This window comes from Exiguobacterium sp. s138, assembly GCF_018618775.1.
Taxonomy (GTDB): Bacteria; Bacillota; Bacilli; order Exiguobacteriales; family Exiguobacteriaceae; genus Exiguobacterium_A; species Exiguobacterium_A artemiae.
This window is the reverse complement of sequence record NZ_JACSMW010000002.1, coordinates 48047-63416: the sequence shown is the minus strand read 5'-3', so window position 1 is coordinate 63416 and position 15370 is coordinate 48047. Positions and strand designations below refer to the sequence as shown.

The window sequence follows — 15370 nt, the reverse complement described above, 5'->3', positions numbered from 1 at the left end:
TATGCATTACACGAATTCAATCAATAAATCTTGGTTCGCGATAGCTTCGCCTTCTTTGACATGAACCGATTTAACCTCACCGTCTTCTGGTGCTTGAATCGTCGTCTCCATTTTCATTGCTTCCGTCACAAGCAGCTGCTCTCCCTTACGAATCCGGGTACCGGGTTCGACCAGGACCTTCAAGACGCTACCGGGCATCGAAGCACCGATCTGTTTCGGGTTCGAACGATCGGCCTTCGGACGGCTCGACGAACTTTCTTTGATGCTGATATCTTTTACTTCGACTTCACGCGGGACGCCGTTCATCTCATAGTAGATGACACGGACACCGTGATCGTCCGGTTGACCGATTTGAATCAACTTCAGGTACAGTGTTTTTCCACGCTCGATTTCGACTTCGATTGTTTCCCCGAGACGCATGCCGTGGAAGAACGTACTCGTATCGAGAACGGAGATATCCCCGTAACGTGTGACATACGAACTGTAATCAAGGAATACCTTCGGATACAAGGCATATGCCAGAGCATCGAATTCCGTTACCGGACGTTCCAGTTTCTCGAACAACTCATGTTTGATGGCATCAAAATTGAGTGGCTCCATCATTTTCCCTGGACGTTCCGTCAACGGCTCAACGCCTTTAAGGATTGCCGCTTGGACTTGTTTCGGGAAACCGTCCGGTGGCGTACCCAGCTCGCCTTTCATCAATTCGACGACAGAATCCGGGAAGTCAAGATTGCTGGCACGTTCCAGAACATCTTCTTCCGTCAGATGGTGTTGGACCATGAACAAGGCCATATCACCGACGACTTTCGAAGATGGTGTCACTTTGACGATGTCGCCGAACAACATGTTGACGCGGGCATACATCGTTTTGACTTCCGACCAGCGATCCGCGAGTCCAACGGCTTTCGCTTGTTGTTGAAGATTCGAATACTGACCGCCCGGCATTTCATGATCATAGACCGTCGGGTTCGGTGCTAACATATCAAGTTCAAATGCTTGATAGAGGTGGCGCACATCCTGCCAGTAATCCGACACTTCCTCAAATTTTTGTGCCGAAACGAGCGGTTGACGCTTGTGACCACTGAGGGCATGAATCAGACTTCCTCCGGCAGGCTGACTTGTCAGTCCCGCCATACTTGAAGCGGCGACGTCAACGATATCGACACCGGCATCAACAGCTCGGGCATACGTGTAAATACCGTTCCCGCTTGCATCATGCGTATGCAGATGAATCGGCAAATCAACAGCATCTTTTAACGCCGAGACTAATGCGTAGGCAGCTTCCGGTTTCAGCAGACCTGCCATATCTTTGATGGCAATGATATGGGCACCGCTCGCTTCGAGTTGTTTCGCCAGTTTAACGTAATACGGAAGATGATATTTCGGACGGTTCGCATCAAACAAGTCGCCTGTATAACAAACTGCTGCTTCTGCGATTTTACCCGTCGGCAAGACGGCATCGATGGCCAGCTGAATGGATTCAGGATTGTTTAAGCTGTCGAAAATCCGGAACACATCAACACCCGCTTGCGCGGCTTCCTTGACGAATGCATGAATGACATTGTCCGGATAGTTTTTATAGCCGACTGCATTGGCTCCGCGTAACAACATCTGAATCAACACATTCGGCATCTTTTCACGCAACTGCATCAAACGAACCCACGGATCTTCTGACAGGAAACGGTATGCCACGTCAAACGTTGCACCGCCCCAGGCCTCTACTGAGAACAGTTCCGGCAACAGTTTGGCTTCCGCCTCGGCAATTGCCACTAAATCTTTTGTCCGCATCCGTGTCGCAAGCAACGACTGATGCGCATCACGGAAAGTCGTATCTGTCAATTGAACCCGTTCTTGTGCTTTCAGCCAGTTGATGACACCAAGCGGGCCTTCCGTATCAAGAATCGCTTTCGCACCTGCTTGATAGTCAGCCGGAAGATCTTTCGGAATCCGGACGTCGCGGGCAAGCGGTTTTTCAATCTTGCCGATTCCCGGGAAACCGTTGACGGATACTTCTCCGATATATGTCAGCAACTTCGTACCACGGTCTTGTCGTTTCGGGAAGATGAACAATTCTTTTGTGTCGTCGATAAACGATGTATTGTAATCTCCGCTGATGAACGCGTGGTGCTTCAGAACATTACTTAAGAATGGGATGTTGGTTTTAATTCCCCGGATCCGGAACTCGCTTAAGTTTCGGCTCATTTTAGCAACGGCTTGATCGTATGTTAAGCCGTGTGTCGAAATCTTAACGAGCAAGGAATCGTAATAAGGCGAGATTTCAGCACCGACATAGGCATTTCCGCCGTCAAGACGAACGCCAAAACCGCCTGGTGAACGGTATGCTTTGATTTTTCCCGTATCCGGCAGGAAGCCGTTCTCCGGGTCTTCGGACGTAATCCGGCTCTGAATGGCGAAACCTAACATTTGAATATTTTCTTGCGCAGGAATACCCACCAGGTCACTATGTAGTGATTCCCCTTCCGCGACTCGAATTTGTGTCTGGACGATATCAATGCCCGTAATCATTTCCGTAATCGTATGTTCGACTTGAACACGCGGATTGACTTCGATGAAATAGAAGGACTCGTCTTGTGTCACTAAAAATTCAACCGTACCGGCATTCTCATAGCCGACATGCTTCATCAACGTTACCGCTGCTTCACAGATCTTTTGGCGTCCTTCGTCCGATAACGTGACACACGGCGCGACTTCGACGACTTTTTGGTGACGGCGTTGCACGGAACAATCGCGTTCAAACAAATGAACGATATTGCCGTGGGCATCCCCGATGATTTGAACTTCGATATGTTTCGGACGTTCAATCAATTTTTCAACGTAAATTTCATCTGAACCAAATGCTTTTAAAGCTTCCGATTTTGCCCGCTCAATCATTTCCGGCAACTCTTCTTCTGTCCGGACGACACGCATCCCGCGTCCGCCGCCGCCTAGAGAAGCTTTGACCATTAATGGATAACCGGCTTTTTCAGCGAAAGCATACGCTTCATCAATCGATGTGATCGGACCGTCCGTTCCCGGAATAACGGGTAAACCGGCTTCGATGGCTGTCGTCCGCGCACGGACTTTATCACCGAAGCTGTAGAGATGTTCTTCTCGGGGACCGATAAAGATAATCCCCTCTTCCCGACAGCGAGTAGCGAGTTCAATATTTTCTGACAAAAATCCGTAACCTGGATGGATTGCATCACATTGTGCCTTCTTGGCAGTCTCGATGATTCCTTCGATATCAAGGTATGCTTCGATCGGTTTTTTTCCCTCACCGATTCGGTACGCTTCATCGGCTTTGTACCGGTGAAGCGACCCCATATCTTCTCGTGAATAAATAGCGACTGTCCGAATCCCGAGTTCGGTTGCCGCACGGAATACGCGAATCGCGATTTCTCCGCGGTTGGCGACAAGAATCTTTTTGATTTTAGTCAACTGATGCTCCCCCTTTAGGTAATGAACTCGTAGCACTCATCTTTCGTGCTTCCTGTACTTCTTTATGATACGCTATCCGGTGCTTGTTTTGCATCGAAATATTTGCCACGACCCCAAGCATCGTACTCATGACAAGCAGTGAAGACCCGCCGTAACTGATAAACGGTAACGTCACACCCGTCCCCGGAAACAGACCGGACATCGCCCCGATATTGATACCGGTTTGGATAAAGATGATCGACGAAATGCCGAACGCCACCATACTCGAATAAATCGAAGCAGATTGCCGGGCAATCAGCGCCCCTTGCCACATTAAAAAGAACAACAGTCCGAGAACAACGAGAACCCCGACGAATCCGAGTTCTTCCGAGATGATTGACATGATGTAATCGGTCTCCGGCTCCGGCAGATAACCGTACTTTTGAAAGCTGTTCCCCAAACCGACTCCGAAGAATCCTCCATGAGCGATCGAGATGACCGAATTAATCAGTTGATACCCTTTTCCTTCGGCATCTAAAAATGGATTGAAGATGGCTTGAATCCGTTCCATCTGATTGGCGGAAAAATTGTTCCAGGCATACAGACCGACTCCTGATGCAAATACGATGGCAACAGCGATATACCCGCGCGGCAAGCCGACTGCAAAAAGAATCATGGCCGAAATCAAAAGAAGGATAAACAATCCTCCGTCATCCGGCTGCATGCGGATAATAATGGCGTAAGGAGCCAACAACACGGTCATCGGAATCAAGATCCAGTCCGTAAAACTAAGCAAAATCCGTTTGCCGGATGAATCGGGTGCGATTTGCCGATGAATGAAATGATGGACAATCCCAATCACACCGTTCATCTGTCCTTTATGTTTTTGATCAAAGTAGTTGGCGAGACCGATGACAAGTACAAATTTACACAGCTCAATCGGCTGAATCAAAAAAATCCCAAAATTTAACCAGGCACGTGCTCCGTTCAACGGGGCAGCAAACAGAGTTGCCGTCAACATCCCGAATGTAATGAGATATAAACCCAACCGAGCGAGCGGTCCTCGGAACGTCTCATGATTTAAATGAGCGACAAACAAAAAGACAACAATCGCCATCACGTCAAACATCAATTGTTTTTCAAAAAATGAGGTATTCGCGTAATCGCCGCCGTTCCAGACACTGGCACTGTAGACCATCACCGTACTGATGGCCATCAGGATCAGCATCGTGAAGAAGAGGCGATAATCAAAAAACGCACGTTTTTCCTTAAACTTCGATTGCATTATGTACACGTCCTTTTTCTAATTCCTAGTTCTAAAAAAAAATACCCAAACGCCGCATTTCACGTTTGAGTAGAAAATCAGCACGTCTCCGCATCATGTAAATCAGATAATTGCTGTTCTAATGAGTCGAGTAATTGTTTCCCTTCACTCGCATCAATCAGTTCGAGACGAACGGCAAAATCAATTTGGCGTGACAATCCGAACATTTGTGTATCCAATACTTCCTCATAAAGAGGACATTGTGGCATCGTTAAATTCGCAAGCTGGACCTCGATCAACCGGCGGATTTTATGGGCATCCGCTTCTAGTAGCTCAAGAGCGCGCTGGCGATGAACTGTCCCGATTTCAGTTGACAATCCAATCCCTCCTCATCAAATGACGCGTTCCTGTTATAGCTAAACTTTACCTTACTTTCGCCAACAATTCAACGTTTCGGTATAATGGATTTGCACGACTCATACATTTAGGGGGAATAATGATGATTTTTCCGATTACAGGTAACGTCCGCTATCCACTCACAATCGACCCGACGGTTTGGATCTTCGATGAACGGAAGATTGAAGTCGACCATATTGGAAAAGAAGTCGGGGATAACGCACAAGAAGCCTATTATGCCAAGATGGGGGCTGCTTGGGATAAAGGGATCACAGAGGGCAGTCGAACGGACCACAACAAACCGATGACGCGCGAAGAAAAAGATGCTGCCTTACGGGGAACGTTTGCCATGCCGCTTGCACCGTTCATTCAAAATGCCGAGACACTTGAAGGTGCCTCCGCGCTACGCTTTGAAGGAACAGAAACAGTCGAGCTCAATCTCAGTACGTTACCGGAACTGTACTTACAGTTTTCAAAAGACGGAAAAGTTTTAAGCGACGGTCCTGTCCATCTGCTTTATCGTGATCAAATCGTCCGCTCCGTTACTCGCATCACTGTCGTGTAATCCGGAAACGACAAAAAGCCGTTCTGTTTCTTCTGACTTGAAGGAAACAGAACGGCTTTTTTTGTAGTTGAGCTTACAGCAAGTCGGCTGCCAAACGAGCCAGACTTGACCGCTCGCCTTTCACCAGTTTGACATGTCCTGTCATCTTTTCACCTTTCAACCGCTCGACTGCATAAGACAATCCGTTTGAATATTCATCCAGGTACGGATGATCAATTTGCTGCGGGTCACCGACCAATACAATTTTCGAGTTTTCACCGACACGGGTCAAAATCGTCTTCACTTCGTGTTTCGTCAGGTTTTGCGCTTCATCGATAATGATGAATTGTCCTGGCATGCTCCGACCTCTGATGTAAGTCAGGGCTTCCAGTTGAATCGATTTCATTCCTGCCAAAATGTTTCCCAGCTCATCACCGGAACTCGTATTGAACAGATGTTCCAAGTTATCATAAATCGGTTGCATCCAGGGCCGGAGCTTTTCTTCCATTTCTCCCGGCAAATATCCGATATCATTCCCCATCGGTACGACCGGACGTGCAACAACTAATTTTTTATACCGGTGTTCATCTTCCACCTGTAACAGCCCTGCTGCGAGTGCAAGTAATGTTTTTCCGGTTCCCGCTTTCCCGACAAGTGTGACAAGCGGCACATCATCCCGAAGCAACAGTTCAAATGCCATCCGCTGTTGAACGTTCCGCGGAACGACACCCCAGACTTGATCGATATCGAGTGATAAAGCCCGGATGATCGGCAATTCCTGATCGACGACGGCAATTGCCGATGCTTTTGACATATTACTTTTTAAAATGACGAATTGATTCGGATGTACTTTTTCCGGAAGAACATCGACCGATAATCGTTTATCCTGATAAAACGCATCGATGTATTCTTGGTCGACGGTCAATTCCACAAAACCCGTATATAGTCCGGTCAGATCAGCGATGTGATCGGTCAAATAGTCTTCTGCGACTAATCCGTAAGCATCCGCTTTAACCCGGACGAGGATATCTTTTGAAACAAGGATGACATCCCGTCCGCTTTGCTGTTCTTTTTGTTCCCGGTGAATCGACCAGGCGAGTTCCAGAATCTTATTGTCGTTGGACTCATGCGTAAACGGTGACACTTCACTGATGGAATCTCCAATATCGACCCGAAGAATTCCGCCGTTCCCGAGTGGAACACCGGCATGGAGGTGTCCCGTTTCCCGCAATTGATCCAAAATCCGTGCCGTTTCCCGGGCATTTCGACCGACTTCATCCATATTTCGTTTTTTTCCGTCCAATTCTTCTAAGACTATGGCCGGAATCACGACATCGTGCTCTTGAAATTGAAACAGAGACAATGGATCATGTAGCATGACATTGGTATCGAGCACATATATTTTTTTCATTCCATCGTTCGCTCCTTTAGAGTCGAGTTTTGATGAATGTTATCCTTTTAAAATGTCTTGAATTTGTTGATCAAGTTGCATCGCGGCTGCTTCATCGTACGTTTTATGCACACGCGGCCGGTCCGACACAGCGGCTCCGTAGAATAAGATATCGCGGACCTCTTTTATCTGTCCTTCATAGAGCGCTACCTTTAACGGTAAGCGTGCTGTCGTTTCCCAGGCTGCGACATCCGTACATGTTAAACTGTACGTCGACTGATCAGCAAAGAAAATAAGTGTAAAAACAGGATGGTCAGCTAACGTTTTGACAAGTAATGAATCTGCTTCAATCGCAAAGCGAATCGTTGTTTCGTCTTTTGCATACACCCAACTGATGGCATGTGTAATCGGCCAGCTTTTGCTCTGATCATGTGTGATTAAAAACACAAGCGGTAAATCTGTTAATGCCTTCATCTGCTGTTCACTCAGACGATGTTCCACTTTATTTGCCATGGTACCACCCCCTCTGTTCCTTATTTTATTACTATTCGATACTATATATTCGCATCCCTTTTTCAAGTTGAACAATTCTTAAATATGATATACTAAGAAAAAAAGGGGGACCTCCCATGCGTGTCAAATGCACCATCTGCGATAAACGAGAAACCATCGATGACTGGTCCTTTACAGCAAAAAGACTGCGAAATAAACCGGTACGCGTCTACATATGCGATGAATGTCATGAACGTGTCACTGAGCGGACCATCGCGCGCCAAGAAACCGGACATTTTAACCTTTATCCGACATGGGCGACAACTAAAAAAAGATGGTAAACTACTTTGAATGATCAAAGTAGTTTTTTTATGGCTTAAGACGAACCAGCACATCGTCTTCATCCGACGGATTTCCTCGTCCATCTGTATTGTTCGTCACATAATAAAGTTCCTTCTCGTCCGTCATCACGTCCCGAATGCGCCCGCGATCCGTCACGATTTGTTCCACTTTCGACGACTCCGTCTCAATCGACCGGAGACTTTGACCGACTAGCGTCCCGAAATACAGTTTCCCGTTTTGTTCCGCTACTCCGCTCGGCGCAACTGATTTTTCGCCCACTTCATACCAAGGTGTGACGAGCCCTTGTTGCTTTTCCGTTCCTTCAATCAACGGCCACCCGTAATTTTTTTGTTCGATCCGGTTAATTTCATCGTGTCCGTTCTGTCCGTGTTCCGTTGCATACAGGGTTTGGTCGACAAACACCAAACCTTGTGGATTCCGGTGACCGTAACTGTAGATGTACTCTTTTACATTCCCGTCCGCCGGTTTTCCATCGAGTTTCATCCGGAGAATTTTTCCGGATAACGAAGAGAGTTTTTGAGCGTTTTCAGGGACTGCCGCGTCTCCGGCCGTGACATACAACAATCCGTCCGGTCCTATTTCGATGCGGCCACCGTTATGAATCGTGGCACCGGGGATCTTATCGAGCAGTACCCGTTGTTCTTTCCAGGATTCCTTTTCTTCCTTAATCGCTATGATGCGGTTCCAGAGCGCGCCATCCTTCTCATACGTATGATAGACATATGCTGTTCGATTCTTTGAGAAGTCCGGATCAAGCGCCATCCCAAGCAGTCCGCCTTCCCCTTGCGCAACAACCGGTTCGGTCAGTTCGAGATCCGTCCGGCTGTAGTTTCCTTCAGTGCCTTTGACAATTGTCCCTTCCCGTTCGGTAATATAAAACACTTCTTGGTTTTTCTCAATATTCCATGGTGTCCTTAAATTTTTAAAAATGATATCACTTTTGACCGTTTCCGATGTTTTGGGAACTGTTTTTGATGAATCTTTAGTAGTCGTTTCCGAACATCCGGCTAATACAATCACAAGACCACACGAAATGCCTAAGCTTCGGTTTATCATCTCGATCACCTCTTGCTGTTTTTTTCCCGAACCTGCCGCAAACTATTCCTGCAATCGAACACGGATTACGTTTCCCTTCATTTCACACAAAAAAGTCCCGCTTCCAAAAGGAAACGGGACTTTTTTATTGATTTATGATCAAGAAGCAGTTCGTTCTCGCTCACGTTTGACCATCCACATCCGGAATCGGTAAATTCCGAGAATGACGACCATCGCAAGTAAGACTTCAGGAATCGGCCATGTCCAAAAGACGAGTGTTAAAGCAGCAGAAAATACCGCGAGTAACAAATAGACAATCAGTGATTTCCACCAGGCTAACTCTTTCGCAAAACCTAATTTAAAAACGATTAACGTCAAGATGACGACCGTAATCATCAGTGCATTAAATCCGGCACTCAAGTTGTTCGGGTCACTTCCCACACCAAGCAATTTCGCAACGGCAGGAATATCAAATTTCGAGAAATCAGAAGCAACGGCAGGTTGTGCAGTCATTGCCAGTCCCCCTTACGTGTTAAGAGCTCAGTCTTTACCAAGACGACGGCGCTTGTCTTGTTTTTCACGTTCGTTTTTGTTTAATACTTGTTTACGAAGACGAACTGATTGCGGTGTGATTTCACAGTACTCATCTTCATTCAGGAATGTTAATGATTCTTCAAGTGAGAAGACACGTGGACGTTTAAGAACGTTTGTTGTATCTTTCGCAGATGCACGCATGTTCGTCAATTGTTTCGCTTTAACAACGTTAACAGCGAGGTCGACGTCACGGTTACATTCACCGATGATCATTCCTTCGTAAACTTCAAGACCTGGCTCGATGAAGATTGTTCCGCGGTCTTCGAGTGCAGAGATTGCATAAGCAGTCGCTTTACCCGTCTCGATTGAGACCATAACTCCACTGCGGCGTCCACCGATGTCTGCATTGATGAACGGACGGTATTCTTCGAACGTGTGGTTCATGATTCCGTATCCACGTGTTGCAGATAAGAATTCATTCCGGTATCCGATCAATCCACGTGAAGGAACGATGAATTCCATTTTTGTTTGTCCGTTATCCATTGTCTGCATGTTCGTCAGTTCACCTTTACGGAGACCGATCGATTCCATGACACCACCTGTGTACTCTTCAGGTGTATCAATGACAACGCGCTCAAACGGCTCAACTTTAACGCCGTCTTCAACTTTGATGATTACCTGCGGTTTAGATACTTGAATTTCGTATCCTTCACGACGCATGTTTTCAATCAAAATCCCGAGGTGAAGCTCACCACGGCCAGATACGATCCAGCGGTCCGGCGAATCTGTGTTTTCGATACGGAGCGAAACGTCTGTTTCAAGTTCTTTTTCAAGACGCTCTTCGATTTTACGCGAAGTGACGAGGTCACCTTCACGACCAGCGAATGGCGAGTTGTTAACGATGAACGTCATTTGAAGAGTCGGCTCATCAATACGAAGTAATGGGAGTGGATCGACGTGTGAAGTCGGGCAAACCGTTTCACCGACGTTGATATCTTCCATACCTGCGATTGCAATCAAATCTCCAGCTTTTGCAGCTTCAATTTCAACACGTTTCAGACCAAAGTATCCGAATAATTTTGTAACACGGAAGTTTTTGATTGATCCATCAAGTTTAGAAAGCGAAACGCTGTCTCCAACTTTGATTTCTCCACGGAAAACGCGTCCTACTCCGATACGACCAAGATAGTTATCGTAGTCGAGCATTGTAACTTGGAATTGTAACGGGTCCATGCTGTTGTCAACAGGAGCCGGTGTGTGTTCAAGAATCAAATCAAGAACGTTTGTAATTGTATCTTCTTGATTTTCAAGTTCAGGGTCAAATGAACTTGAGCCGTTGACTGCCGATGCATAAACGACTGGGAATTCGAGTTGATCTTCATCTGCTCCAAGATCGATCAAGAGGTCGACGACTTCGTCAACAACTTCGAGTGGACGGACCATCGGTTTGTCAATTTTATTGACGACGACGATTGGTTGAAGACCTTGTTCAAGTGCTTTTTTCAATACGAAACGTGTTTGTGGCATACAGCCTTCACGTGCATCGACAACGAGGATAACGCCGTCAACCATACGCATGATACGTTCTACTTCACCACCGAAATCGGCGTGACCTGGTGTATCAACGATGTTGATACGTGTATTTTTGTAATCAATTGCCGTATTTTTAGCAAGGATCGTGATTCCGCGCTCACGCTCGATATCATTTGAGTCCATTGCGCGTTCTTCGACTAGTTCATTCGCACGGAATGTTCCAGATTGTTTTAAAAGCTCATCGACGAGTGTCGTTTTACCATGGTCAACGTGGGCGATGATCGCGACGTTGCGTAAATCGTTTCTTACTAATGTTGTCATAGGTGTGTACCTCTTTCTGTTCATTTAAATAATCCATTAATACTTTCGGTCAACTTTAAGAGTATAGCACAGGTTGACTGGTAGTTGGCAATCACTTCGATTGAAGATGACAGCGAAAGCCTTTTCATTGTCCCTGATTCACGCTAAACTAAAGACGAGTTTATGTATCGTGAGGGGGAAATGACAAATGCGGATTCTTTTTTTATTGTTAGCCATTATCGCAGTCGGTTCAATGGCTGCCATCGGTATTTTTATCGCGGAGCAAAACGTTCTTATGATTGTCGTCTCACTTCTTTTAACTATCGGAACAATGGGAGTAGGCTTCGTCTTGAAAGCTCGTTTACGTAAACAAGCTTAAACGCCCTCTAGGGGCGTTTTATTTTTGCACGTACGTTAAGACATCCTCAACGAATTGCCGGCTTCCTGCCAATACACTCGTTTGTTCAAGATACGTCATGTCCGCTCCCTCGATTGTCCCGACACGTCCGCCGAGTTCTTCAATCAAGACTTGTCCCCCTGTATAATCCCACGGCATGTTCCGCATCGTAATATATCCGTCGACCCGACCTGCCGCAACCCAGGCGAGTTCGAGTGAAGCCGCACCGACTGCCCGAACACCGACCGCATCACGGACAAGAGGCGCGAGCAGGTTGGAATCGATTCGCCGGTTTGCCGTCACCCATGTCGCATTCATGCAGATAATCGCTTCATTGACCGGTCTTTCCTTGATTGGTGCAAGCCGGATTCCGTTTTCGTAAGCCCCCTGCCCTTTAATGGCATGAAACAGTTCATCTGCCATCACGTCATAGACGAATCCGTAACGTAATTCTCCTTCTACCATAATGGCAATCGAGATGGCGAATAACCGTTTTTGACGAATGAAGTTCATCGTCCCGTCAATCGGATCCACGAACCAGACCGTGCCTTCTAACGTATCCGGACGAACGATTCGTCCTTCTTCTCCGTACACATGGTGATCCGGATACCGATCCAAAATTCCTCGAATCAGTAAATCCTCCACATGCTGATCAATTTCCGTGACAAGATCACTTTTATTTGTTTTTTCTTCTATATGATACGCTTGATCCATCTTTTGACGAATATACTTTCCCGCCCGCTTGATTAGATCGATCGCATGTAACTCAATCCCTTGCATCCGACTCACCCTTTCCGTCTCCTTTAGACCGTCCTACCTTTTCATGATAACAAAAAAAATCAACCAACAAAAATTTCGCTGGTTGATTTTGGGATTATTTTATTATCGTTTATTCTATTTTAAGAAGATCATCTTGATTACGCTTCAAGACGGACCATCTCTTGGCGGTATTTTTCAAGACGTTCCTTACTGGCACCCATCGCTTCCGTATCACTTGCTACAATTGCATCATGTAAAGTCGCAAGTTCATAATCGATTTCAAGGCGCAATACAGGAATGCGTTTTTCTGCATCTTTTCTTTTGTATGCTTCAATCACTTGTTTCACAGTAACCACACTCCTTCGCGGGATAAAAAACTTAGTTATCAGACAATTGCGACTAATTAGTGGATTGAATCCATAATAGTACGATTTAACTTAGATGTAAAGTATCTATTTTTAAATTTTACAGTTGTACGATATCGTCTTGTATGTAGTATATAACCAGTTTTTGTTTTTTCTAAACAAACAACCTCTCTTCTGTACAGTCAGAAAAGAGGTTGTTTGACGATACGGATTTCGTTACTTTTTCAAACGCAACAAAGCATCGGTTTGTTTTCTTGCCTGCTGAACTGCACGGTAGCTCGAACATCCAGTCTCTTCAAAATAAAACTGATCGAGCTGTTTTTCTTCCGACTTTGAATTGACGATGGTTTTAAAAGCCTGGTAGGCATTTAAAAAGACCGTTCGATCGATTCCTTTTTCGTAAGCCTCTTCGACCAGATTAAAAAATTGAATGACTGTTACGATTTCGTCCGTCGACCAGTCCGGATTAATGGGATAATTGACCGCCATTGTGACACTTCCTTTCTTAACGCTTCCTATTTTACAACGAAATCGAACATAAAACAGTTGCAACCTTATGAAAACTTGTTATAGTTAGCTTGTTTGATTGTTTTTTTATTCGGTTTTAAGGGGGGAAATCTGGTGCAAACAAAAAGCTTAACACAGCTCGATACACCTTTATTCGATGCGCTGCTTGCGCATGCGAAACGTCAACCAATTCAATTTCATATTCCCGGTCATAAAAATGGCCAAGGGATGGATCCTGCTTTTCGATCATTCATCGGTCAAAACGCGCTTGATATCGATTTAATCAATATCGCGCCACTCGATGATTTACATCATCCGAAAGGAATCATCAAGGATGCTCATCAACTAGCAGCCCAAGCCTTTCATGCAGACGAAACATTTTTCTCCGTTCAAGGAACCTCGACCGCCATCATGGCCATGATCATGAGTGTCGTCGGTCCGGATGATAAAATTCTAGTTCCTCGGAACGTTCATAAATCGGTCATGTCGGCTATCGTTCTTTCTGGAGCGCACCCGATTTTCATTCACCCGGAGTTTGACGAAATGTTCGGTATTGCTCACGGTATCACACCAAGCGCCGTCGAGCGTGCCCTCAGTCTTCACCCGGATACTAAAGCGGTCCTCGTCATCAATCCGACGTACTTCGGTGTTGCAGGTGACTTAGAAAGCATCGTCACCCTTGCTCATAGCAAAGGCATCCCCGTCCTCGTCGACGAAGCACACGGCGTTCACATCGCATTCCACGATGATATGCCGCTTTCTGCGATGCAGGCTGGTGCAGATCTTGCTGCGACAAGTGTTCATAAATTAGGAGGATCACTTACCGGCAGTTCCGTCTTGAATGTCCGCCGCGGTCTCGTCTCGCCGGATAAAGTACAAGCTGTCCTGTCGATGTTGACGACGACTTCTACGTCGTATCTTTTACTGGCATCACTCGACTGCGCCCGCCGGCATCTCGCGATCAACGGAGAAGCGATGAACCGTCGCGCGCTCGAACTGGCGACACGGATGCGGATGGGACTGGCAAAACTTCCTTATCTCGCAGTATTTGGTGAATCGGACCTTCATTCCAGTGCGACATTTGCCTTTGATCCGACAAAAGTTCTGATTTCCGTCAAAGGACTCGGCATCTCCGGTCATCTTGTCGAAGAATTTTTACGGGACGAACATCGCATCGAAGTGGAACTGTCCGACTTAAACAACATCTTGCTGATCATCACTTCCGGTGATTCGGAAGAGACGATTGATGCCTTGCTTGCAGGAATGGCTGATCTCGTAGAGCGTCATCGGGATACAGGGGCTAAAACATCTTCTCACTCGATCGTCTTACCCGACATTCCGGCACTCGCTCTCAGTCCGCGTGATGCTTTTTATGAAGAAACGGAAACCATTCCACTTGCAGACGCTGTCGGCCGGATTTCGGCAGAGTTCATGATGGTCTATCCACCCGGCATTCCGATTTTCATTCCGGGTGAAATGATTACGACAGACAATTTAGCGTACATCAAAGAAAATATCGAAGCCGGTCTTCCTGTCCAAGGACTCGAAGATCATACACTTGAGACCATTAAAGTCATTCAACAATCGAATGCAATTCGTTAAGTTTCGTTCATAATAAGCGGCTGACCCTAAAAGTCAGCTTCTCCAATAGATAAAGGGGGCAGATTCCGAATCTGCCCCCTTGTCTCGTTTAAACAGGAATTATTCTTTTAGAAGTCAACCTCGTTTAATCTGCCTGCTCATAACTCGGTACATCCGGCAACAGCGTCGCTAAAAATTCTCCGACCGCCTCGGCATCCACCGGTTCGATCCCGAGCAGACGCGTCATGGCATCCGCCTCGAGAACATCTGTATGATCGAGTAAAGCGGCCCGGCCGCTCGTGAGACTGACAACTAACACCTTCCCGAAAAACTGTTTGGTAAAGACGACACCAAAATCGTACCGCGCTTGTTCCGTTGTCATCCCGATAAACCTGACTTTATCCGTTTCTGAGACATGATACAGTTCTTCAAGTGGCGACAGTTGAGATTCCATCTTGTCTCACCCTTTCTTTTTTTATCCTTTTCCTGT

Annotated in this window: 16 protein-coding genes; 4 read left to right on the top strand and 12 right to left on the bottom strand. The window is 46.3% G+C overall.

Annotation, left to right across the window (positions count from 1 at the left end; all coding sequences use genetic code 11):
• Positions 1–6: 6 nt before the first annotated feature.
• The 3 genes from KNP91_RS04105 to KNP91_RS04095 form a co-directional block, all read right to left on the bottom strand.
• On the bottom strand, positions 7–3441 hold the full coding sequence (locus KNP91_RS04105) for a pyruvate carboxylase (RefSeq protein ID WP_214848803.1): 3435 nt from the start codon (positions 3439–3441) through the stop codon (positions 7–9).
• A complete protein-coding gene (locus KNP91_RS04100) occupies positions 3434–4705 on the bottom strand; it encodes an FtsW/RodA/SpoVE family cell cycle protein (RefSeq protein ID WP_214763631.1) in 1272 nt (423 codons plus the stop codon). The genes KNP91_RS04105 and KNP91_RS04100 overlap by 8 nt, the downstream gene beginning before the upstream one ends.
• Positions 4706–4782: 77 nt before the next feature.
• Positions 4783–5061, bottom strand: coding sequence for an Fpa/YlaN family protein (locus tag KNP91_RS04095; RefSeq protein WP_014970798.1), 279 nt, complete (start codon positions 5059–5061; stop codon positions 4783–4785).
• Positions 5062–5183: 122 nt separating this feature from the next.
• Between KNP91_RS04095 and KNP91_RS04090 the strand changes: the two genes are divergently transcribed.
• Entirely contained in the window at positions 5184–5645 is a 462-nt protein-coding gene (locus KNP91_RS04090; RefSeq protein ID WP_012370865.1) for a hypothetical protein, read from the top strand.
• 73 nt (positions 5646–5718) lie between these two features.
• Here KNP91_RS04090 and KNP91_RS04085 read toward each other — a convergent pair whose 3' ends face one another.
• Complete coding sequence (locus KNP91_RS04085) at positions 5719–7035, bottom strand: PhoH family protein (RefSeq protein WP_012370866.1); 1317 nt, start codon at positions 7033–7035, stop codon at positions 5719–5721.
• Between the two features lie 39 nt (positions 7036–7074).
• On the bottom strand, positions 7075–7527 hold the full coding sequence (locus KNP91_RS04080) for a PNPOx family protein (RefSeq protein WP_214763625.1): 453 nt from the start codon (positions 7525–7527) through the stop codon (positions 7075–7077).
• Positions 7528–7643: 116 nt separating this feature from the next.
• Between KNP91_RS04080 and KNP91_RS04075 the strand changes: the two genes are divergently transcribed.
• A complete protein-coding gene (locus KNP91_RS04075) occupies positions 7644–7847 on the top strand; it encodes a YlaI family protein (RefSeq protein ID WP_012370868.1) in 204 nt (67 codons plus the stop codon).
• Positions 7848–7875: 28 nt separating this feature from the next.
• Here KNP91_RS04075 and KNP91_RS04070 read toward each other — a convergent pair whose 3' ends face one another.
• The 3 genes from KNP91_RS04070 to typA form a co-directional block, all read right to left on the bottom strand.
• Positions 7876–8925, bottom strand: coding sequence for a PQQ-dependent sugar dehydrogenase (locus KNP91_RS04070; RefSeq protein ID WP_214848800.1), 1050 nt, complete (start codon positions 8923–8925; stop codon positions 7876–7878).
• A 138-nt stretch (positions 8926–9063) separates the two neighbouring features.
• Positions 9064–9417 (bottom strand): YlaH-like family protein, encoded by a 354-nt coding sequence (locus KNP91_RS04065; RefSeq protein WP_012370870.1) that lies wholly within the window; start codon positions 9415–9417, stop codon positions 9064–9066.
• Positions 9418–9444: 27 nt separating this feature from the next.
• Positions 9445–11292, bottom strand: a complete 1848-nt coding sequence (gene typA / locus KNP91_RS04060) for a translational GTPase TypA (protein WP_012370871.1) — start codon at positions 11290–11292, stop codon at positions 9445–9447.
• A gap of 187 nt (positions 11293–11479) precedes the next feature.
• Between typA and KNP91_RS04055 the strand changes: the two genes are divergently transcribed.
• Positions 11480–11650: a DUF5325 family protein gene (locus tag KNP91_RS04055; protein WP_012370872.1), complete on the top strand. Its 171-nt coding sequence runs from the start codon at positions 11480–11482 to the stop codon at positions 11648–11650.
• Between the two features lie 18 nt (positions 11651–11668).
• On the opposite strand, the gene KNP91_RS04050 is transcribed toward KNP91_RS04055, so the two are convergent.
• From KNP91_RS04050 to KNP91_RS04040, 3 genes are all read right to left on the bottom strand, one after another.
• Positions 11669–12448, bottom strand: coding sequence for an inositol monophosphatase family protein (locus KNP91_RS04050; protein ID WP_052294397.1), 780 nt, complete (start codon positions 12446–12448; stop codon positions 11669–11671).
• A 137-nt stretch (positions 12449–12585) separates the two neighbouring features.
• Complete coding sequence (locus KNP91_RS04045; protein ID WP_012370874.1) at positions 12586–12774, bottom strand: hypothetical protein; 189 nt, start codon at positions 12772–12774, stop codon at positions 12586–12588.
• 234 nt (positions 12775–13008) lie between these two features.
• Positions 13009–13281, bottom strand: a complete 273-nt coding sequence (locus KNP91_RS04040) for a UPF0223 family protein (protein ID WP_214848797.1) — start codon at positions 13279–13281, stop codon at positions 13009–13011.
• Positions 13282–13413: 132 nt separating this feature from the next.
• Between KNP91_RS04040 and KNP91_RS04035 the strand changes: the two genes are divergently transcribed.
• Positions 13414–14901 (top strand): aminotransferase class I/II-fold pyridoxal phosphate-dependent enzyme, encoded by a 1488-nt coding sequence (locus KNP91_RS04035; protein ID WP_012370876.1) that lies wholly within the window; start codon positions 13414–13416, stop codon positions 14899–14901.
• Between the two features lie 124 nt (positions 14902–15025).
• Here the strand turns inward: KNP91_RS04035 and KNP91_RS04030 are convergent, their stop codons facing one another.
• Positions 15026–15334, bottom strand: coding sequence for an SAV0927 family protein (locus KNP91_RS04030; RefSeq protein WP_012370877.1), 309 nt, complete (start codon positions 15332–15334; stop codon positions 15026–15028).
• Between the last annotated feature and the right edge of the window lie 36 nt (positions 15335–15370).